We start from the raw sequence: 20,337 nt of genomic DNA, 5'->3' as shown, positions 1-20,337 counted from the left end.
GGTGACACTGTGCCCACCCTTTGTAAAGCTATACGGATGACACCGTCAGCACCCGCCCAGCCGCACGAGGATCACGTCGTCGACGAATCCTCGACAAGTCAGCGGCTGCTGATGGCCACCGCTGAGGTCCTCGCGCGCAAAGGCATGACCAAGCTGAGCCTCTCGGAGGTCGCACTGCAGGCCGGTGTGTCGCGGCCGACTCTTTACCGCTGGTTCGCCTCGAAGGAGGAGTTGCTCGATGCGTTCAGCGCCTGGGAGCGGCAGATGTTCGATCGCGGCATCGCGAAGGCGACCGCGGGACTGAAGGGCAAAGAGAAGCTGGACGCGGCGCTGAGGTTCATCGTGGAATACCAGCATTCTTACTCGGGGTACCGGATGGCCGACATCGAACCGGCTCACGTCATTCGGCAGTTGTCGGGCGTCATTCCGCTGATGCGGGAACGGCTGCAACGGCTGATCGCCGGGCCCAACAGCGCGGTCGCCGCGGCCACGGCGATCCGGGTCGCCGTGTCGCACTACCTGGTGCCCAGCGACGACGCCGACCAGTTCCTCGCACAGCTTCGGCACGCCGTGGGCATCAAGCAATCCCCCGACGAGCTGTGACACCTACAGTGAGCGCGCAAGCGCCGCAACGGTTTCGAGGTCGTCGAGGGCCGCGACGGCACGCTTCAAGCCCTCCAGCGCGATAATGTCGGATTGCATGCCGCCGAGGCCCGCGGTGGTGAGCGGCGACACGAACGCATAGGTGACGGCCTGCCGGTAACGCGTCCACAGTTCGTCACGGCCTAGGCCGGGGCCGCCAGCAGCCGACACCGCTTGGCGGTACACGTCGAGCAGTTGGCGCTCGTTGGCCCGGCGGTCTTCGGTGTCCATGCCCAGCACCAACGTGTAAGCCAGGTCCCTGGCGCCGTGGCCCCGGCGTACCACCTGCCAGTCCAGCAAGCCGGCGCGGCCCTCGCGGAAGAACGTGTTGCCTGGATGGGGGTCACCATGCAGAACGGTGTGCGGACCCTCGTCCACGATCGCCGTCGCCAAAGCGAAGTTCTCCCAGAGAAACCGCCCTGTCTCGACGGGAATCGACGTGCGGTCGGCCAGCCGCCGAGCCGAGAGCCGCATGAGATGAGGCGTCAACGGAATGGTCGGATCGCCGGACGCCGGCCACAGCCATCCGAATTGCCCTGAGCCGCCGCCACTTTCGGACAGTCGTCCCCAAAATGTGCCGTGCAAGCGGCCGAGGACTTCGACCAATAGTGCCATCTTGTCGTTGTCGAGAGGATGCAGCGTGTCGGGAAACTCGCACGGGCTTGTGGCCATGTCTTCCAGGACGACGACGTAGCGTCCGGTCAGTGCGTCGAAAGCGGTCCCGTAGCACTGCGGCACGTCGTCTGAGAGTTCGAGGGCCAGCTGACTGTAGAACCGCACATCTGTTTCACCGAGCCGCGCCAGTTCCCCCAGCATCCGGATAGCGGCGCTGGCTGCGGACATCTTGACGAACACCGATGCGGGTACCTCGTCGCCAGTGAGCGCCAAGCGGGCTCTGGACGACGTGCCGGCCGCGCCGTCGATAGGCGACACCGAGAAGACGCGCCGCCCCATGACCGCCGACAACGATTCGGCGGTGAGGTCGCTGATCTTGCGTGGAAACCGTCGTGCGCCGGCCAGTGCCGCGTCGGTGACGAGGCGCTGCACGCCGTGACCGACATGTCCGGCCAGCCGCATGAAAGGCAGGGCCCGTGCCAACTCTCTCCTATTTCCGCTCGGCCGGACCCAGCGTTACAGATAGTGCTATCGATGTAAATAGCTGACTCTCTGCGTTCGACTGGCAACTGCTTCGCCGACCGCCGTACCATGACGCCCATGCTGCAGTGGCTGCGTGAGCCGTCGCGCGCACGTCGCCGCGCCGGCGTGGAGGTGGCCGCGACATGAGCCTGGTCGCCGGACGGGGACCGCTGAGCAGCGATCCCGCGGGGTGGTTCGCTCCCCCGATCCCTGCGGGCGTGGTGTACGTCGAGCCGCATCCCCGCCGCGTACAGGCGATCCTCAACGGGCACAACGTCATCGACACTGAGCGCGCACTGCTGGTGCACCGTCGGGGTCGTCCGCTGAGCTACGCATTCCCGGTCGACGACGTCGGCGATCTACCCAACGAGCCAGAAGCCGAAGCACCTGGGTATGTCCAGGTGCCGTGGGACGCGGTCGACACTTGGCTTGAAGAGGGTCGCAAGCTCGTCCACTATCCGCCCAACCCGTACCACCGGGTCGACTGCCGCCCGACGCAACGCCGCCTGCGCGTCGTGGTTAACGGCACGACACTGGTGGACACCGGCGACACGATGATCGTCTTCGAAACCGCGCTCGAACCAAGGCTGTACGTGAATCCCGCATTGGTGCGCACGGAGTTGCTTCGGCGCACCGACACGTCGACCTACTGCAACTACAAGGGGTATGCGACCTACTACGCAGCCTTCGTAGGCGACACGATCGTCGAAGATGCGGCCTGGAGCTACGACGATCCGCCGCCGGAGACGCTGCCGATCAAGGGCTTTCTCAGCTTCGACCCTGCCCGCGTCGAGGTCGTCGCCGAGCTGCCTGCGTCCGAAATCTTTACTTGAGCAAGGGATCTCGCGGCAGTCCGAGGATGCGTTCGGCGATCGTGTTGCGGGAGATCTCCGACGTGCCGCCCGCGATCGTGATCGCGCGGCCCCCCAGATACGACCGCAACAGCAGGGGCGCTTGGCCGACGACGGCCGCGGTCCCGGCCAGCTCCATGCCCAGTTCGGTGAGGCGTTGCGACTGCTCGGCCAGCACCAGCTTGGTCACGTTGCCCTCAGGCCCGGGCTCGGCGCCGGCGATGGCGCGGCTGGCCCGGCGCAGATTGAGCAGCCGAAGGGTGTGGAAGTCGGCAATCACCGAACCCGCCTGTCGCACATGGGCCGTTGCGGTGTCGCGAGGCACACTGTCGAGCAGCTTGACCAAGTCGTCGACCGTGAACGCCAGCGTGCCCGACGAACCGCCGCCGATCGAGATGCGCTCGTTGCCCAGCGTCGCGCGTGCCACCAGCCAGCCGCGGTTCACGTCGCCTACCACGTCGCTGTCCGGCACGAACACCTCGTCGAAGAACACCTCGTTGAAATGCGACTCGCCGGTGATCTCGCGTAGCGGCCTGACCTCGACGCCGGGGGCGGTCATGTCGATCGCCATCATGGTGACGCCGGCGTGCTTGGGCGCATCAGGGTCGGTACGCACGGTGGCCAGCCCCCACTGACATTGGCGCGCGAGGCTGGTCCACACCTTCTGGCCGGTCACCTTCCAGCCGCCCTCGACCCGCTTGGCGGACGTGCGCACGGCTGCCGCGTCCGAGCCGGCGCCCGGCTCGGAGAACAGCTGGCACCACATCTCCTTGCCCCGCAGTACGGGTTCCACCCAGCGCTCGCGCTGGTCGTCGGTGCCGGCCTGCGCGATCGTCAGCGTCACCCAGCCGGTGATGCCCAGGTCCGGGATGTCGATGCCGCGGAACTCCTCCTCGATCACCAGCTGCTCCACCACGTCGGCACCTCTGCCCCACGGCTTGGGCCAGTGCGGAACCAGATAACCGGAGTCGACGAGTGCGTCGCGCTGTTGGTCAGCGGGCAGCGCGCGGATCTTCGCGGCGGCCTCGCGGGCTTGCTTGCGGTACTCCTCCGCCTCGGGCGGCAGCGTGAACGACGCACCCCGCGCCTGGCCGCTGCGCTGCGCGGCGACGATGTCGAAGAGCGGATCGGCGCCGTCGGCCATCACCGCGGCCAGCGTCCGGGCCCGGCGCAGATACAGGTGCGCGTCGTGCTCCCAGGTGAACGCGATGCCGCCGTGCAGCTGAATGTTCTTCTCCGCGTTGAAGACTTGTGCACGGATCGCCTGAGCGGCGGCCACCGCCGCGGCGAACGAGAGGCTGTCGAGGTCGTCGCCGCGGGCGGCATCCCATGCGGCGGCCGTGGCCACCTCGGCGTTCACCAGCATGTCGGCCAGATGATGCTTGACGGCCTGAAAGGTGCCGATGGTTCGGCCGAACTGCTCGCGCACCTTCGCGTAATCGCGCGCCATCTCCAGCGCGGCCCAACTGACGCCGACGGCCTCGGCGGCGGCCAAAAGTCGCAGCACCGTGCGCGCCCGCTGCGCCGCGCCGCGAATGATGCGGTCATCAGCCAGCGCGACGCCTTGTATTGCGACGGTGCCGATGGACCGCGTGGTGTCGAGCCCGTCGAGCGCGGTGACGGTCACGCCGTCGGCGTCGGCGTCCACCACAATCACGTCGTCGCCCGCGGCGAGGACCAGCACGGCCGCGTCTGGGGCGCCGAGAACGGCCGGGCTCTCGCCGCTCGCCGTCATGTCCGAATCCAGCGCGACCTTTCCTGCCAACCCCAGCGCCGCCACCGTCTGGCCGCTGGCTATGCCTGAAAGCAGTTGTCCCCGAAGGGAATCCGTGCCGCACCGGTCGATGACCAGCGCTGCCGCGGCAGTCGGCAGGAACGGGCCGGGACTCAGTTCGCGGCCCTGGGCCTCGAGCACGATCGCCAGCTCCGCGAGCCCGAACCCCGATCCGCCGTACTCTTCGGGCAGCGCCAAGCCCAGCCAGCCGAGCCGGCCGGCCGCCTCCCAGATCTCGGCTGACTGCGGTGGGGCGCCGTCAAGTGTCGCTCGGGCGGCCGCGCGACTGCCTGCCCTGTTCAGCTGTCCGTACACGGAATCGGCCAGGTCGCGATGCTCATCGGTGATTGCCAGCGCTGAAGAAGTCACAGCTAGACGGTAGCGCCGCGACGGTACGCCGGGCGAATGGGATGCTCCTTTTCGGAGTACGCGATTCTCACCCGCATAGGATGCGGGCATGGCAGAGGACTACCGCTTCATCACCTATGAGTTGCTCGACGACGGGCGCATCGCCCGCATCATGCTGAACCGACCGGACGCCCGCAACGCGCAGAACCGCGGAATGCTCGTCGAGTTGCACGAGGCCTTCCTGCGTGCCGAAGCCGACGACGAGGTGCGGGTCGTCATCCTCGGCGGGCACGGCCCGATGTTCTCGTCCGGCCACGACCTCGGATCGAAGGTGTTGCAGTCGGAATACACCCCGGGACCCGATCAGCATCCCAGCTACCGGGTGAACGGGGGCACCCGTAAGGCCGCCGAGATGCTGATGCTGCAGGAGTGGCACCACTTCTTCGACAACACGCGTCGTTGGCGCAACCTGCGCAAGATCACGATCGCGCAGGTGCACGGCGAAGTCTATGCCGCCGCTCTGATGTTAATGTGGGCCTGCGACCTCATCGTCGCGGCGGAGGGCACGCGGTTCGCCGATGTCGTCGGGACCCGGTTGGGCATGTGCGGCGTCGAATACTTCGCGCATCCGTGGGAATTCGGCCCGCGAAAGACCAAAGAACTGATGCTGACCGGTGATTCCCTGACCGTCGAGGACGCCTACCAGATGGGCATGGTGTCGAAGATCTTCCCGGAGAGCGAATTAGCCGATAAGACAGTGGAATTCGCGCGGCGGATCGCCCAAGTGCCCACAATGGCGGCGCTGCTGATGAAGGAGGCGGTCAACCAGACCGTCGACAACATGGGCTTCTACAACGCTCTCAACGCCTGCTTCACACTGCACGAGCTCAACCACGCGCACTGGGCATGGGCTCATGAGAACAGGTTCCCGGTCGGCTTGGAGGAGGACGGACTGAACTGGCGGACCGCTCCCCCGGTGCGGCCCGCGGTCAAGGACCAGGTCGGTCCGGAAGCCTAGCGCCGCAACGATTTCAGCGCTTGGGTGCAGCGTAGGCCGGGCGGCCGAGACCGAGCGCATGCTCGGCGATCATGTTGCGGAAGACCTCCAGCGTGCCGCCGTAGATTCCGGTTGGCAACGCCAGTCGGAAGAGGTATTCCACTTCTCCGTCGTCTCGCGAGCCCTCGGCGTCGCGGGGCAAGCACGATGCGGTACCGAGGATGTCCATCAGATCCGGGCTGATGTCGCGCATGGTCTGTGCGATCGCGACGCGGCCGAACATCTCCGGTGTGCTCAACGCGGCCTCCATCCGCGCGACACTGCGGCCCAACCGGTACGCGACGGACTGGTCGTCGAGCAGGCGGCGCCCGCCGGCATCTGGTTGCCCGACGATCGTTGCGACGCGGTCGACGGCCTCGCCCATCAAACCGCCGTGCTCGGACATGGCCGCGATCTTCTGTAATCCCGCATCGTCCGGGTCGACGAGCCCGTGTTCGACGTTGAGTACGGCCCGCAGCACGGTCCAGCCTCCGTTCACCTCGCCGACCCGATACTTGTCGTCGACGCGCACGTCGCTGTAGTAGGTGATGTTAGTGCGGTCGCCGTCGACGGTGCGGATGGGCTGTATCTCGATGCCTGGAGTGTCCGTCGGAACCAGAAACATCGTGAGGTTCTTGTGTTTGGGCGCCTCGGGATCAGAGTTGGTGAGCAGGAAGACGTACTGGCTGTTCTGCGCGTTGGACGTGAACATCTTCGACCCGTTGATCAGCCAGCCGTCGCCGTCGCGCACTGAGCGGGTTTTACAGGTCGCGACGTCGGAGCCGCCGTCGGGTTCCGTGAAGCCCAGGCACAAGCGGACCTCGCCGGAAAGCACCCCGGGCAGGATCTCCTCCTTGATCTGGGGCGAGGCGAACGGCTCGATGGTCCGCGCGATCATCGCGGTGGTGCCGGTGTGCCACCACGGCATCCGGGCCCGGCACCGCTCGAGTTCCCAGATGCGCCGGCGCACGGCGCTGAAACCACCGTCGGAGGCGGGTTTGACCTCGCCTGCCAAGAAGCCGGCCGCTCCCGCGGCCAAATGGACGGTTTCGTCGAAGTTCTCGCCGGTCTCGCGGTCGCGTCGGCGTACCTCGTCGGTCACATGCCTATCCAGGAAAGCTCGAACGTCGTCGAGGAAAGCCTGGTCGTCGTCGGACAACTCGACGCGGGAAAAATCCACTCGCTGCTCCGTTCCGCGGCCCAGGCACTGCCGGCCCGAGCGTGACGTTCTTCGCAACTAATGTAAAGCAGCCAGCGGTGCATGCCGGCGGCGAAGGCGCCTTTCAGCCCGCTGTGGCGGCCGGTGCCGAATCCGACCACTCCGCGCGCCGGAACCGGCCGACGTCCAGGGTGGCTGGTGGTAACTGGTCTTGCGCCACGGCGGGGCTGCAATAGGCGCACAGGCCGGGACCGAACTTCGGGTAGCCGCAACCGGGGCAGCTGTCGATTGCCGTCATCTCGCCCACTCACTCCTGCCTGTCAGATCTTGGACGGACTACCCCGCTTATTGCGCATTCAACCGCGTGAGCCGCGACGATCAGCACCGAACGACAATCTTGAATGGTGCGTTCACCGGCTTGGTGCTGCCGGTCCTGACGCCCGACGCGGTTCCGGTGATCGTGAAGGTCCGATTCATGAAGCTGGCGTCGGCGGTGGTGTTGCCGCCTTTCCAATACGTCCCGGTGAAACCGCCGAAGCCTTTGATGTCGACGTTCTGGACGGCCGCCTGGTCGCCCTCGATGTCGACGATCGCGCTCGCCGTGGCCGCTACCTGGCGGATGTCGATGAACCACGACGACTCGAACTGGTTGCATCTGACGTCGTCGGTTCTTCCTTGGTCGCGCCCGTCGATCGACACGGAGGCGTTCGTCTGGCTGCGTATTTCATGCTGTGAACAACCGGAAGTGCCGGCGACCAGTAACGCCAAGATCGCAACAGCAGTGCGTCTTCCCTTCGCCACCTCGATCCCCCTCGCGTTCAGGTGCGCGGCCGCACCTCATTGTGAGACACCGGGGCGAAGATGTGGGTCGGTTCGGCGCGTCCGCGCAGCACGACATTTCCCCGCGAGACCCAGTGGTGGCGCTCGTCGTCGTCGGCACCGTCGAGTGCGGGTGCCGAGCACAGGACGCGCTGATCCGACGTCTTGGCGAGATCGGCGAGCCGAGCGGCCTCGTTGACCGGGTCGCCGATCACGGTGTACTCGTAGCGGTTCTCGGCACCGATGTTGCCAGCGAAGACTTGGCCCGCCGACACGCCGATACCGAAATCCAATGGCAGATAGCTCAATTGAGCACGAAGGTCACGAGCGGTGGTCAATGCGGCAGATGCCGGCAGGTCCGTCTTCAGCGGTGCCCCGAACACGGCAAGTGCTGCGTCGCCTTCGAACTTGTTGATCAGCCCCTGGCGCTTGTCGACGGCGTCGACGACGATCCGGAAAAACTCGTTGAGCACGTGGGCCACCTCTTGTGGCGGATGAGTGGCCGCCAGCCGCGTGGACCCGACGAGGTCGATGAACAGGATCGCCGCTTCCCGGACGTCTCCGGACAGGGACACGCCTTCTTCCATCGCACGGCGCGCCACATTGTCGCCGACATGCCGGCCGAACAGGTCACGCAGCCGTTCACGCTCAGCCAGGCCGGTCACCATTCGGTTGAACCCCTTTGGAGCTGGCCGATTTCGGAGCGCTCGTAGACCCCGACGAAGGTGTCGAGTCGGCCACGTTCGACCTCTGCCATCGCATCGACCACCTCGCGCAGCGGGTCTGAGATCGACCGCGACGTCAGGATCATCACGGGCAGGCCGATGAGCACCGCAGCGGTGGTCACCACCACCACCGGTATCTCGATGGCCGCATTCTTCGAGATCACCCAGCCGTTGGCCCTGATCATGATGATTGCGACGATCACGCCGGACGGAAGTGCGCTGCACAACGCCCACATGCTGATCAGTCGCGCCAGGACGCCCGGTGCCGTGACACCGCCTTCGGATCCTTGGGTCGCGGCGATGAGGATCGGCTGGATGGCAGGCCGGGTGAGCAACAGGCCAGTCGCCACTGCCGCGGCCGCCCCGAACAACACCCCCAAGACTGTGGGCACCATGACGGCGGCGCCGCCGTCGAGGTTGACCACGAAGAAGATGGTCCCGCTGACACCCCACGTCGCCGCGAGAATCGCCGACTGGCGGCTGATCAGCCGCACCGCATTCCGGCGTTGCGCGGGATCGGGCGTCCGGCCCGGCACGAACCAACGCAGCGCCGGCGCGATGTTCGCCACGCCGGCCAGGGACACCACCGCCGTTCCGACAGCCACGCTCACTGCCATGGTGACCAAGTTCTTCTCGGTCCACGAGGCGACAGGCGCGCTGACGTTCAAGCCTCGCAGCGGTACCAGGATCAGGAAGGCCAACGTCGTGGAAATCAGGTAGGTCAGCGCGAGACGGCCTGCGTATTGCGCCGCCAGCACGGTGCCGGTGCGGCCGAGTCCGCGGTCCCGCCTCAAACGCACCATGCAACGAAAAGGTAGTCGGAGCCGACGCGCAGTTTGGCTAGTTCACAGCACAGGCGTGAACTCGAGGTGCAGCTCTGTCATTCCACGCAGGATGAAAGTCGGCTCGTATTCGTAGCGGCGGGCCTCAGCCGGACCATGCGCTGCCTCGTCGATCGTGATGTCGGCCATTCGGTCGAGGATGCGGTTCAGCGAGATGCGGCCCTCGGCACGGGCGAGCGGTGCACCTGGGCACGAGTGGCTGCCGCGACCGAACGCTACGTGCTCACGTACATTAGGTCGGTCGATCCGAAACTCGTGGGGCTCTTCGAATTTCGACGGATCGCGGTTGCACGCGCCGGGCAACAGCATCATCGTGGTGCCTGCGGCGACCGGCACGTCACCGACCGCCGTGGAATGACGCGCCAACCGGAAGTGGCTCTTGACGGGGCTTTCCAGCCGCAGCGTCTCCTCGAGGAACGTAGGAATCAGGCTTCTGTCGGTGCGGAGCAGGTCCTGGAGATCGGGCCGCTCGCCGAGTATCCGCAGTGCCGCGCTCAGCAGCTTCGTCGTGGTCTCCTGGCCGGCGGAGAAGACGAATGTGGCCAGATGAACGACATCGATCACCTCGGGTGTCGATCCGTCGGGGTATCTGGCCAGCGCCAGAGCGGTCAGCACGTCGTCACGCGGTTCGCGCCGACGGTCCACCACCAGCTTGGTGAAGGTGTCGTCAAGCCACACCAGCGGGTTGTGCGCCGGCGAATCATCATCGAGCGCACCGACGATCTCGTCCATCATGGCTTCCCGGAATTCCTCGTGGTCCTTCTCCGGGACGCCGAGCAGGTCGGCGATGACCAGTGTGGAGAACGGCCTGGCGTAGTCCTCGAGGAACTCGCATGATCCGCGATCGACGAATGTGTCGAGCTGCTGGTCGGCCAGCCGCCACATGAAGTCTTCGTTCTCCTTGAGTCGCTTCGGGGTCAGCAGTCGGCTCAGCAGTGCCCGGGTGCGGGTGTGTTCCGGCGGGTCTTGAGTGACGATGTGCTCGCTCATCGGGATCTTGTCGCGATGCTGGGCGATCAACTCGCCGATGTCGTCGCTGTCGGATTCGAACGAGACGCCGGCGAACGGACCGGCCACCGATATGCAGGCCGAGAACGCGTCCTCCTTGTACACCGTGCACGCTTCCTTGTGACCGGTGACAGCCATGACGCCGTAACGGGATTCGCGCGACACGGGGCATTTGGACCGCAGGTAATCGAAGTAGGGGTATGGGTCGGGTACCAACGATTGGTCCGAGAAGAAGTCGACCGAGTCGAAATCGCTCACTTACACTCCTTTCGCACGACCACGACCCGGCCGTCGCACCGCAGTTCAGCCATGCGGCACGTCGAAGAGGATCGGCACGGACGTCGGCGACCGAAACGCTTGGCCGCGGATATGCGGATCGTCCGCCGCGGGGTCGAGCCGCAGGTTCGGCAGGCGGTCCAACAGCAGGTTCAGCGCCACGCGCATCTCCAGGCGGGCGAGATGCATGCCGAGACAAACGTGGACGCCGTGCCCCCATCCGATGTTCGGCTTGGGTTCGCGGAAGATGTCGAAGCGGTCGGGATCCGGGAATCGCTCCTCCTGCCGATTGGCCGCACCCAGCACAGGCATCACCGAGCAGCCGGCCGGAATCTTCACGCCACCGAGCTCAGTGTCGCGACTCGCCACTCGCGTGATCATGATCAGTGGCGGCTCCCACCGCACGCCCTCCTCAATCGCCTGCGGCAACAAGGAGCGGTCGTTGCGCACCGCGTCGAGCTGGTCGGGATTGGACAACAAACCGAACTGAAGGTTTCCCAGTGCGCGATAAGTGGTTTCGACCCCGGCGGGAAGCAGCAACCGCAGGAACGAGAAAATCTCGTCGTCAGAGAGGCGCTCGCCGTCGATCTCAGCTGCGGCCAACCGACTGATGAGGTCCTCGCGGGGCTCATCGCGGCGGGCAGCCAGGATCGGCCTGAAATACTCGGCCAGCGCCTGCGAGGCCTGACGTCCCCGCTCGGCATTGACGGTGAACGCAAGCAACGAGATCGACCAACGCTGGAACTGCGGGTAGTCCTCCTGAGGAAGACCGAGTAGCGCCGCGATAATTCGCGTGGGATAGGGAAAGTTGAACTCCTTCACCAGATCCGCGCTGCCCCGGCTGACGAATCGGTCGATCAACTCGTTGGCGACCTTCGCGATCAATTCGTCTTCCCAATGCGCCAATGCCTTGTGCGAGAACGCCTTCGCCACCAGCGCCCGGTGCCGCCCGTGCTCCGGCTCGTCCATACCGAGCATGACGTGCTCGCCGAAGACATCGCCGAAGGCTTGGATGATGATCGACGACGAGAACGTCTCGTTGTCGCGCAACATCTGCTGGGCGTCTTCGTAGCGATACACCATGAAGATCGGCTTGCCTTCTTCGCCGGGCATTCCCGGGATCTCGATGCGCTGCACCGGTTCTTCGCGCCGCAACCGGGCGAGCTCGGTGTACGGGTCACGAACCGCGCCCGACACGAAATCCTCGAATGATCCGAAATCCTCGAGATCATCGAACAACTGCATACGTCATCTCCTTCATGGGGCCGGGTAGGCGACCGTCTTGATTTCGGTGTACTGGTCGAACCCGGCGACGCCGTTCTGGCGGCCGACGCCGCTTTCCTTGTAGCCGCCGAAGGGTGAGTCCGCGCCATAAGCCGCCGTGCCGTTCAAGCCGATGAAGCCGGCGCGGATCCGCCGTGCCACCGCGATCGAATGCTCGACGGAGCCGGACATGACATTGCCGGCCAACCCGTACATGCTGTCGTTGGCGATGCGCACCGCATCGTCCTCGTCGTCGAATGGGATCACACAGAGCACCGGCCCGAAGATCTCCTCCTGGGCGATGGTCATCCGGTTGTCGACGTCGGTGAAAAGCGTTGGCCTGACGAAGAATCCCTTGTCGAAGCCGGTGGGCGCATCGGGTCCGCCCACCAGGCACGTCGCGCCTTCCTCGATGCCCTTCTGGAGGTAGCCGAGCACCCGCTGGCGCTGCTTGTCCGAGATGACCGGCCCGCACAACGTGCTGGGATCTTGCGGATCGCCGGGCATGACACCCTCGTACATCCCCTTGAGCATCGCCACCCCCTCGTCGTAGCGGGAACGCGGCAGCAGCAGCCGGGTCGGATTGGCGCAGCCCTGGCCTGCGTGCATGCACGGAGCGATGTCGATTGCGCACGCCATGCCGAGGTCGGCGTCCTCCAGCACGATGGTCGCCGACTTGCCGCCGAGTTCCAAGAACAGCCGCTTCATGGTGGCGGCGCCTTTTTCCATGATCCGCTTCCCGACGACCGTGGAGCCCGTGAACGAGATCAGGTCCACTTTGCGCGAGAGCGTCAGCTCCTCCCCCACGAAGTGATCCGAGGCGGTGACGACGTTGACGACTCCTGCTGGGATGTCGGTGGATTCGGCGATCAACCGGCCGATTCGTGTCGCGTTGAAGGGCGTGTTGGGTGCCGGTTTGAGCACCACCGTGTTGCCGGTGGCCAGCGCCTGAGCCAGCTTCTGAATGGTGACTTCGAACGGGAAGTTCCACGGCACGATCGCGCCGACGACGCCCACGGGTTCGCGCCACACCTTCCGCCGGGTGTTTTGACCGGTGAGGGACACAAACCTGTCACCGAGGTCGGTTTCCCAGTGGTATTCGTCGATCAGCTGGGCGGGATATGTGAGGGCGTCTTCCAGTGGGGCATCGAGCTGGGGGCCGTAAGTGATCGCGCGTGGGCATCCGACCTCCAAGATCAGTTCCTCGCGCAGCTCTTCTTTTTCCTTCCCCAGCGCGTCGTGCAGTTGCAGCAGGCAGCGCTTACGCAGTTCGCGGTTCGTCGACCAGTCGGTCTCGTCGAAAGCGCGCCGTGCGGCATCGATGGCGCGATGCATGTCGGCTTTCGACGCGTCGGCGACCTCGCCGATGACTTCTTCGGTGGCCGGATTGATGTTGGGGAACGCGCCCGCCTGTCCGTCGACGAGCTTGCCGTCGATCATCATCCGCGATTCGAAACGCACCGTCATCTCTGCTCACTTTCGTCAGTTCTCAGTCCGCCGGTTTTCGGAAGGCCCATCATCAGCCGGATCATGTGGTGCAGTGCCGCCGCAGGCAGTAAGCGGTTGGCGGCCAACAACATTCGGGCATCCGGCCCCACCGGCCGCCGGACGAATGGCGCCTTGGCGTCCAAGGCCTTCTCCAGTCCGGCGGCGAAACGCTCGGGCGAGCGCGCGGTGATCCTCATCGCGAATCGTCCGCGGCGATCCATGGTGGCGTGATGACGCGCATACGGTCCGTCGAAGTCGCGGAAATCAGACGTGCCTGCATCAGTGATGATGTCGGTGTCGTAGGTGCCGGTCACCAGAACGGTCACGCCGAGGCCGAATGGCGCTATCTCAGCGGCCAGCGACTCACCCCACCGTTCCAGTGCGCCTTTGGCCGCCGAATACGGCGCGATCGCCGGCATGCCGCGGACACCACCTTGGCTGGAAACCAGCACGATCCGGCCCCGGCCTGCTTTGCGCATGGCAGGCAGCAGTGCGGTCGTCAGCGCCACGGGGCCGAAAATGGTGGTTTGAAACATCTTTTCCCACAGGCTGATCGGAGTCTCCTCCACCATCCCGGCGGCCGAGATGCCGGCATTGTGCACAAGCGCGTACGGCGCACCGACCGCCTCTTCGATCATCTTGGCCGCTGCGGTCACTGACGCGGGGTCGGTCAGGTCGAGCGGGACGCAGATCAACCGTGGATCGTCAGAGGAAGCACCCGTGGCATCCAGAAGCCGCTGCCAGCCGGCGTCGGCCGAGCGCATCGCCGCCACCACTTGCCAGCCAGCCTGGTAGAGGCGGGTTGCCGACGCGAGTCCGAGTCCTCGTGAGGCACCGGTGATGACGACGCTGCGCGGTTCCGTCATGGCGTGGGCGCACACCGATTGCTCTTGGCGCCCAGCTGCACGTCCGGCCGCCCGTCGGGCTGCGCGCTCATCCAGGTCGACCAGATGCCCACCGAATAGGGGCCCGGTTGACCGTTCTCCTCGTAAAAGCCTTGCGGGTCATAAACTTTGGCTTCCGGGTACGGCCATGGGCAGGCAACGGACGTCGCGGTGCGGGTCCACTTGATGATCGCGAAACCGGTTCCATATGCGAAGTAGGCGATGTTGACGATCACGAACATGACCACGAACATCCCGAGCGTCGGGCGATTCGGGAAAATGCGGGCCCGCCGGGCCAGCTTCTCCGCCACGGTACGGCCGGTGTCGTCGCGGTACAGCAGCACCCCGGCCGGGATCATCACGAACGTCACCATCACGGTTTCCCAAATGAACGGGAACTGGTATGTCTGCCCGGCGAATACAGAGCCGAACGGGATGACTTGCGAATAGATGTAGAAGCCGGTGCGTACCAGCGTGATCTCCAGCATGGCGTCGATCAGGATGCCGATCGGCAAGATGATCAATGCCAGGCTGATCAGCGGATGGCGCCACACGAACGAGTCGACGGGCCGGCGCGCCTGGATCTTGCGCATGATCCAGATCGCCGGGAAATAGGGGCCCAGGTAGAACATGATGTAACCGATCACCAGGAACGGTTCCACCGTCGGCGACAGCGACACCAGCGGCCAATCTTCAGGCCAGTGCCACAGTTCCGGGTTGTACACCGCGTACGGCGACCAGTTCATGATCGGGTCTTGCCAGACGATCAACGTGGTGACGATGCCCATCAGCAGCACCGGGTGAGCGCCGTGTCGGCGCCAGGCCACCACGTACACGAGCACGATGATCGACATCGAGATGATCGTGAAGATCTGGAAGAGATCCAGCCAATGGTGGAAGCCGAACAGCGGTTCCACCGGGCGCGGCGCGCCCGCTACCTCCGGGTTGCGAATCCGGGGCGACACCGCGCCTTTTCGTGCGTTGACGGCAATGAGCGCGAGCAAGATCAGGGCGACGGCGATCCACACGGCGCCGATCCACGATGTCTTCTTCGATTGGGCCGGCGGAGTTTCGGGCGGTGGTGTGGCTTGCGTCGTCGTCACCTGCTCACTCCTCACCGAATCGGTCGACCAGATGTGAGTTCACGCCGTCGGCGTCGAGCTTGCGTGCGACGAGGTAGCCCGCACCCATCCAGGCCCGGCGGATCCAATTTCCGAACGTGACTCGCGTTCCCGGTGCACCGGATGCGGCCGGCATCATCTTCACCCTCTCGAGGGCTTCCTTGACGCCGCGCGGACTCAACGGATGTGCGTCACTGAGCGCCCGAAGCAGCGTCATAGCCACGTCACGGTTCACCACCGTCACACACCACTCGGGGCGCCGGCCGTATGCCGCGTTGTACTCGTCGAGGAACTTCTGGCCTACTTGGTTGCCTTCGTCGTACTGGTCGACGCCGACCCACCCCATGAACGCGTCCCACATGATCGGGTTGAGCCAGGCGTTCTGGAAGGCGGTGCCGCAGAACCGCGGCGGATCCCAGTCGAGCGCTTCGAGTGCAGGGTTGACGAAGACGATGCCGAACCCGAAGCCGCAGTGCACGATCGCGGGTGCCTTGGCTTCGTAGAGCGTGCGGACCGCATCGGTGACGTCTTGACCCGTCTGCGCAATCGACGCTTCCGCGACGATGCGAATGCCTTTGTGCTTACATGCTTTTCGAAAGTAACCCAGATAAGTCTCGCCGACCAAGGATCGCTCGTAGAGCACGCCGACTTCCCTGTGGCCGCCTTTGGCCAGCAGGTCTGTCCAGAAAATCGGTTCGTCGGTCATCGATCCTTGCGGGAACGAGAAGAACCACTCGCCCAGCGCCTCGTCGGAACCCGTGACGCTGATGCACGGCACTTTGAACCGCTCGTTGATTGCTTCGGCCGTGGGGACGCAGTTGTCGGTGATGTGCGGACCGAAGACGGCCAGGCAGCCCTCGTCGCACAGCTCACCGTAGGCGTCGATCACGGCCTTGACCGAACCCTTCGGCAGTCCCTCGACCTCCCGGTAGATGATCTCGATCGGCCGGTCGATCAGTCCTTGCTCGACGCCCTGCTTGAACACCAGATCGAACGGTTGAGTCAGGTCTTGGAAGTAGGTCTCTGGAAAGCCTTCTGGGAGTTTGAAGTCCATGAGATAGCCGATCTTGATCGGCAAGGCGGTGCTCTCGTAGGACATGGAACCTCCATGGGCGTCGACGCGGGCTGGTCGATCGCAGTGGAAACCTAATATTTGTTCAGACCCTAGCGGCACTGCCGCGCGTCGTCAATCATTCGGCGGCCTCGCACTGGCCACCGCAGGCGACAATTTGTGCGCGCTGCTCGAACTTCCCTTGCAGAACGCATCTTTCGTGGGCGCCCCGTCTCATTCCGCAGGCTCGTCGGAAAGATATGCGTCGATCATCTCCACCAGACCGCGGGTCACCAGCGAGTCGTCCGTCAGTGGGCCGACGATCGCCGCCCGGGCGGCTTCGCGCGGACTCAGCCCTTCGGCAATGAGCCGACCCGCCGCGATCAACACTCTGGTGGAGGCCACTTCCCGCAGTCCGGCAGTGTCGAGCCGACGAATTGCATGCCCGAATCGCACGAGTTGTGCCGCCTTGTCGTGGTCGATCCCGGCCTCACACGCGACGATCTTCTCCTCGATGTCCGATGTCGGGAATCCCAATTCGATGGCGACCATCCGTTGACGGGTCGAGTCCTTGAGGTCCTTCAAAACACTCTGATAGCCAGGGTTGTACGACACCACCAAGCAGAATTCCGGCGCCGCGTCCAGGGTGACGCCCAGGCGCTCGATCGGCAGCTGGCGGCGGTGGTCGGCCAGCGGATGAAGCACAACCGTGGTGTCCTGCCGTGCCTCGACCACCTCGTCGAGATAGCAGATCGCACCTTCTCTGACGGCTCGCGTCAACGGGCCGTCCACCCATTCGGTTTCGCCGCCGCGCAGCAAGAACCGGCCGACCAGATCGGCCGTGGTCAGATCGTCATGGCAGGCAACGGTGATCAGTGGACGCCCGAGGTCGTAGGCCATCGCCTCGACGAAACGCGTCTTACCGCAACCCGTCGGGCCTTTCAGCAGAATGGACAATCCTTGCCGATAGGCCGCCTTGAACACGGGCTCCTCGTTGCCTACCGGCACGTAGTAGGGGCGGACTGTGTACTGCTCGTCGCGCAAGCGCTCGTCGACATTGTCAGGCATCATTTCCCTTCTGCTGCTAAGAGACTCGTCGTCGGATGTCGGCGGATTGCAATGCCACCCGAAACAGCGGCCCGACCATCCGGTTGAGCTGGTCGAGCCGATGAATGGTCGCGTGCGCGGCGCTGCCGAACACGCGCTTGAGTTCCTCTGCCTCTGTGCTGGCTCCGATGGTCAAGCAGACACAACCCGTGCCGTTGTGGCGGGCTTCGGCAAGGGCGCGGCGCGCATCAGCCGCGCCGTAGGTTCGTTCGTAGCCGTGGTCGTATGCCAGCCCGTCCGACAGCACGACCAGTAACCGCCGGGCTGTGCCGCCCTGTAGCTCGAGCACGGCCGTGCCGTGCCGGATCGCCGCGCCGAGCCGTGAGTATGCGCCGGGTGTCAGGGCACGCAGGCGCCGCATCATCAGCGTGTCGACGTCGTCGTCGAAGCGTTTGACCGGCATGACTTGCACGGCGGAGCGGCCCTGCGAGTGAAAGGCGTAGAGCGCCACGCGGTCTCCGAGGTCGTGGAGTGCGACGGTCAGCGCGGCGGCCGCGGAGCGTTGTTGTTCGTGGACGGTTTGACCGACGGCACCGGGCTCGGCGACCGAACCGGAGATGTCGAGCAGGATCATGACGGAAAGCTCACGCCGAAGCCGAAGGCTGTCGAGGTACACCGCTTCGTCGGGTGCCGACCCGGCCATTACCTCGACGCGTGCTTCCACCGCCGCGTCGATGTCGATGTCGTCGCCCTGGGCCTGCCGGTGACAGTGATCGAGGCCCATGCCCAGGCGCGCGAGCGGCCGGCGTAATCCGTAGGCCTCCGCTGAACCCAGCGACGTGTCGTCGGCCTTCGGGTGGGGCTCGACCTCCTCGACCGTGCACCACCTCGGGCGGTAACGCCGTCGATGCATGTCCCATTCGTGATACTTCGTGCCTTCGTGTTCGTCGTTCCCGTCGTCGGCGACATCCGTTTGACCGGTCGAGAACACCGCGGTGACGCTGCCGGACGTGCCGGAGCGGGTGCGGTGAGTCGGCGCATCGGCCCCGGGTGAACCGCCCTCGCCGACTTGGCGGACCACGCCGAGCATCTTCTGCAGCAGCCGGCCGATCGCGCCGCCACCGCCGACCGGACTCGAGAAGAGGTCGATGGTGTCTTCGCCGTCGCGGTCGTCGTCCTCTTCGTCGAGTTCGGGTAGCGGATTCTCGCGCTGGCGGTGCGAGGCATACTCGCCGCCTCGCTGCGAATTCTCAATGTGTCCCTTGCTGGTCAACAGCTTTCGTGTCTGGATCGCGCCGAAGATGTCGGGCGGGTCGGCGATCGGTTCTCGGCTTTGCGCCACGGCAAGCGACCCAGCAGGTGAATCGCTGCGGGCCGCTGCGTCCCGATCAACTAGCGCGCGGGCAAAAGGGGGCAAGAGATCGTCGTTGGCCGCCAGCGCCCGATGGCCTTCCACGGCCAGATACCGTCGTGCCAGACTTGGCCGCCGCTTGAACCTCCGGACGATGTCCGGTTCGAGGCTGCCCGCCGCAAGCAACGATGCCTGCACGGCGAGCGCATTGCGCTGATCGCGAGGCGCAATTCCCGGGTCGATGAACACTGTGGTGCCGTCCGTCCACGACGGTTCGCCATGCTCGGCGGAGGCAACCTGCAGCGGACGGCCGGACAGCGCGGACGCCAGCATGCTCAACCGCGCGTAGCCGTCGTCACCGGCGTCGTTGCTCGTCAAGACATCCCTCGCGTTGACCAAATATCTGTTCCACCGTATGGTCCGATGACGGCACAGTCAATCGCAATGGATCGAGGGGCACATGATCGACTTCACCGGGCAGGTTGCGAACGTCACCGGCGCGGGACGCGGCCTCGGGCGATTGTATGCCCTCGAGTTCGCGCGGCGCGGGGCTTGCGTTGTGGTCAACGACGTCGGCGCAACTATGCACGGCGAAGGGTCAGACCCCAGTGTCGCCGAGCAGGTCGTCGACGAGATCACACGTGCGGGTGGCGTCGCGGTTGCATCGCACGACTCGGTGGACAGCCCCGCCGGCGCACGGGCGATCGTCGACACCGCCGTAGACCGCTTCGGCCGGTTAGACGCAGTGGTGAGCAATGCAGGGATTTTCAACAGCATTGCGTTCGAGGATCTTTCGCCCGACGACTGGCGCCGTATGCTCAGCGTTCACCTCGACGGCGCGTTCTACCTGAGCCAGCCGGCGTACCGGGTGATGAAGTCGCAGGGCTACGGCCGCTTCGTCTTCATTTCGTCGTCCGCCGGAATGTTCGGTCAGCACTTGGAGGCTCACTACGCGGCCGCGAAGGCAGGTCTCGTGGGACTGGCCAACGTCATCGCCCTCGAGGGCGCCCCACACGGGATTCTCGCCAATACGGTGCTACCGTTCGGCTTCTCCAGAATGGTGACGGAAACGCTCGGCGATCCGAAAGCCCTTGAGGAGTCGGGATTCCTGAAGGCAATCAATCCCGAACTCGTCACGCCGATCGTCGTCTATCTCGCTAGCCGAGCCTGTGAATGCAGTCATCGCAATTATTCTGCTTTCGGCGGCCGCTTCGCGCGCGTATTCGTCGGCCTCGCCGAGGGATGGCTCAGCGAACCCGGCAGCGATCCGACCGCCGACGACATCGAAGCACATCTGGCGGAAGTTTCGGCGACGGAGCCGTTCACGGTCCCCGAGTCGATCTACGAAGAGGTGTTCGCGGTGTCCGAGCGGCTGGGCATCGCACCGTAGCCCAGGACACCGCCGCAAACGTGCGGCGTATCTATCGCAGTCCACAGCCCTGGTCGTGCCCGCGCCGAAAGGGCCGTTCACCTGGTAATCTATACCAAACTCTTGGTTCCTCCACGGGAATGGAG

General features: G+C 65.1%; 16 protein-coding genes and 3 pseudogenes. 4 read left to right on the top strand and 15 right to left on the bottom strand.

Annotation, left to right across the window (positions count from 1 at the left end):
* Positions 1-36: 36 nt before the first annotated feature.
* A complete protein-coding gene (locus tag AC5Y39_RS07080) occupies positions 37-603 on the top strand; it encodes a TetR/AcrR family transcriptional regulator (protein ID WP_500016966.1) in 567 nt (188 codons plus the stop codon).
* 3 nt (positions 604-606) lie between these two features.
* On the opposite strand, the gene AC5Y39_RS07075 is transcribed toward AC5Y39_RS07080, so the two are convergent.
* Positions 607-1,719: an aminoglycoside phosphotransferase family protein gene (locus AC5Y39_RS07075; protein WP_500017096.1), complete on the bottom strand. Its 1,113-nt coding sequence runs from the start codon at positions 1,717-1,719 to the stop codon at positions 607-609.
* Positions 1,720-1,922: 203 nt separating this feature from the next.
* Between AC5Y39_RS07075 and AC5Y39_RS07070 the strand changes: the two genes are divergently transcribed.
* Entirely contained in the window at positions 1,923-2,612 is a 690-nt protein-coding gene (locus AC5Y39_RS07070; protein ID WP_500016968.1) for a DUF427 domain-containing protein, read from the top strand.
* A gap of 4 nt (positions 2,613-2,616) precedes the next feature.
* On the opposite strand, the pseudogene AC5Y39_RS07065 reads toward AC5Y39_RS07070, so the two are convergent.
* Positions 2,617-3,060, bottom strand: a pseudogene (locus tag AC5Y39_RS07065) (acyl-CoA dehydrogenase family protein); the annotation flags it as partial.
* A gap of 57 nt (positions 3,061-3,117) precedes the next feature.
* Positions 3,118-4,863 (bottom strand): annotated as a pseudogene (locus AC5Y39_RS07060) (acyl-CoA dehydrogenase family protein); the annotation flags it as partial.
* On the opposite strand from AC5Y39_RS07060, the gene AC5Y39_RS07055 reads away from it, so the two are divergent.
* Positions 4,862-5,770 carry an enoyl-CoA hydratase gene (locus AC5Y39_RS07055; protein WP_500016970.1) on the top strand — a complete coding sequence of 303 codons (909 nt, stop codon included), beginning with the start codon at positions 4,862-4,864 and terminating at the stop codon, positions 5,768-5,770. The pseudogene AC5Y39_RS07060 and the gene AC5Y39_RS07055 overlap by 2 nt on opposite strands.
* A 13-nt stretch (positions 5,771-5,783) precedes the next feature.
* On the opposite strand, the gene AC5Y39_RS07050 is transcribed toward AC5Y39_RS07055, so the two are convergent.
* The 12 genes and pseudogenes from AC5Y39_RS07050 to AC5Y39_RS06995 form a co-directional block, all read right to left on the bottom strand.
* Complete coding sequence (locus AC5Y39_RS07050; RefSeq protein ID WP_500016972.1) at positions 5,784-6,968, bottom strand: acyl-CoA dehydrogenase family protein; 1,185 nt, start codon at positions 6,966-6,968, stop codon at positions 5,784-5,786.
* A 103-nt stretch (positions 6,969-7,071) separates the two neighbouring features.
* Positions 7,072-7,254, bottom strand: coding sequence for a hypothetical protein (locus tag AC5Y39_RS07045; RefSeq protein ID WP_499962939.1), 183 nt, complete (start codon positions 7,252-7,254; stop codon positions 7,072-7,074).
* A 71-nt stretch (positions 7,255-7,325) separates the two neighbouring features.
* Entirely contained in the window at positions 7,326-7,748 is a 423-nt protein-coding gene (locus tag AC5Y39_RS07040; RefSeq protein ID WP_500016974.1) for a lipoprotein LpqH, read from the bottom strand.
* A 17-nt stretch (positions 7,749-7,765) separates the two neighbouring features.
* Positions 7,766-9,294, bottom strand: a pseudogene (locus AC5Y39_RS07035) (adenylate/guanylate cyclase domain-containing protein).
* Positions 9,295-9,336: 42 nt separating this feature from the next.
* Positions 9,337-10,599 (bottom strand): cytochrome P450, encoded by a 1,263-nt coding sequence (locus AC5Y39_RS07030; RefSeq protein WP_500016976.1) that lies wholly within the window; start codon positions 10,597-10,599, stop codon positions 9,337-9,339.
* A 45-nt stretch (positions 10,600-10,644) separates the two neighbouring features.
* Positions 10,645-11,862: a cytochrome P450 gene (locus AC5Y39_RS07025; protein WP_500016978.1), complete on the bottom strand. Its 1,218-nt coding sequence runs from the start codon at positions 11,860-11,862 to the stop codon at positions 10,645-10,647.
* A 12-nt stretch (positions 11,863-11,874) separates the two neighbouring features.
* The gene (locus AC5Y39_RS07020) at positions 11,875-13,323 is read right to left on the bottom strand and encodes an aldehyde dehydrogenase family protein (protein WP_500048204.1); all 1,449 of its coding nucleotides are present in this window, start codon (positions 13,321-13,323) and stop codon (positions 11,875-11,877) included.
* Positions 13,324-13,343: 20 nt separating this feature from the next.
* On the bottom strand, positions 13,344-14,234 hold the full coding sequence (locus AC5Y39_RS07015; RefSeq protein WP_500016979.1) for an SDR family oxidoreductase: 891 nt from the start codon (positions 14,232-14,234) through the stop codon (positions 13,344-13,346).
* The gene (locus AC5Y39_RS07010) at positions 14,231-15,355 is read right to left on the bottom strand and encodes a spirocyclase AveC family protein (RefSeq protein ID WP_500016981.1); all 1,125 of its coding nucleotides are present in this window, start codon (positions 15,353-15,355) and stop codon (positions 14,231-14,233) included. Before AC5Y39_RS07010 ends, AC5Y39_RS07015 begins: the two co-directional genes overlap by 4 nt.
* A gap of 4 nt (positions 15,356-15,359) precedes the next feature.
* Positions 15,360-16,472 carry an ABC transporter substrate-binding protein gene (locus AC5Y39_RS07005; protein ID WP_500016983.1) on the bottom strand — a complete coding sequence of 371 codons (1,113 nt, stop codon included), beginning with the start codon at positions 16,470-16,472 and terminating at the stop codon, positions 15,360-15,362.
* 186 nt (positions 16,473-16,658) lie between these two features.
* Positions 16,659-17,492: a CbbQ/NirQ/NorQ/GpvN family protein gene (locus tag AC5Y39_RS07000; RefSeq protein WP_500016985.1), complete on the bottom strand. Its 834-nt coding sequence runs from the start codon at positions 17,490-17,492 to the stop codon at positions 16,659-16,661.
* Positions 17,493-17,508: 16 nt separating this feature from the next.
* Positions 17,509-19,155 (bottom strand): nitric oxide reductase activation protein NorD, encoded by a 1,647-nt coding sequence (locus AC5Y39_RS06995; protein WP_500017100.1) that lies wholly within the window; start codon positions 19,153-19,155, stop codon positions 17,509-17,511.
* Between the two features lie 127 nt (positions 19,156-19,282).
* Between AC5Y39_RS06995 and AC5Y39_RS06990 the strand changes: the two genes are divergently transcribed.
* Positions 19,283-20,212, top strand: a complete 930-nt coding sequence (locus AC5Y39_RS06990; RefSeq protein ID WP_500016987.1) for an SDR family NAD(P)-dependent oxidoreductase — start codon at positions 19,283-19,285, stop codon at positions 20,210-20,212.
* Positions 20,213-20,337 lie beyond the last annotated feature (125 nt).

This window comes from Mycobacterium sp. NGS39 (assembly GCF_059812765.1).
Note: the sequence above shows the minus strand (reverse complement) of the source record. Positions and strands in the feature narration are given on the sequence as shown.

Excerpts from the sequence above, each read along its gene's own strand:
- AC5Y39_RS07080 (WP_500016966.1), top strand. The coding sequence starts at position 37 with ATGACACCGTCAGCACCCGCCCAGCCGCACGAGGATCACGTCGTCGAC.
- AC5Y39_RS07075 (WP_500017096.1), bottom strand. The coding sequence starts at position 1,719 with ATGCGGCTGGCCGGACATGTCGGTCACGGCGTGCAGCGCCTCGTCACC.
- AC5Y39_RS07070 (WP_500016968.1), top strand. The coding sequence starts at position 1,923 with ATGAGCCTGGTCGCCGGACGGGGACCGCTGAGCAGCGATCCCGCGGGG.
- AC5Y39_RS07055 (WP_500016970.1), top strand. The coding sequence starts at position 4,862 with ATGGCAGAGGACTACCGCTTCATCACCTATGAGTTGCTCGACGACGGG.
- AC5Y39_RS07025 (WP_500016978.1), bottom strand. The coding sequence starts at position 11,862 with ATGCAGTTGTTCGATGATCTCGAGGATTTCGGATCATTCGAGGATTTC.
- AC5Y39_RS07020 (WP_500048204.1), bottom strand. The coding sequence starts at position 13,323 with ATGATGATCGACGGCAAGCTCGTCGACGGACAGGCGGGCGCGTTCCCC.
- AC5Y39_RS07015 (WP_500016979.1), bottom strand. The coding sequence starts at position 14,234 with ATGACGGAACCGCGCAGCGTCGTCATCACCGGTGCCTCACGAGGACTC.
- AC5Y39_RS07005 (WP_500016983.1), bottom strand. The coding sequence starts at position 16,472 with ATGTCCTACGAGAGCACCGCCTTGCCGATCAAGATCGGCTATCTCATG.
- AC5Y39_RS07000 (WP_500016985.1), bottom strand. The coding sequence starts at position 17,492 with ATGCCTGACAATGTCGACGAGCGCTTGCGCGACGAGCAGTACACAGTC.
- AC5Y39_RS06995 (WP_500017100.1), bottom strand. The coding sequence starts at position 19,155 with ATGCTGGCGTCCGCGCTGTCCGGCCGTCCGCTGCAGGTTGCCTCCGCC.
- AC5Y39_RS06990 (WP_500016987.1), top strand. The coding sequence starts at position 19,283 with ATGATCGACTTCACCGGGCAGGTTGCGAACGTCACCGGCGCGGGACGC.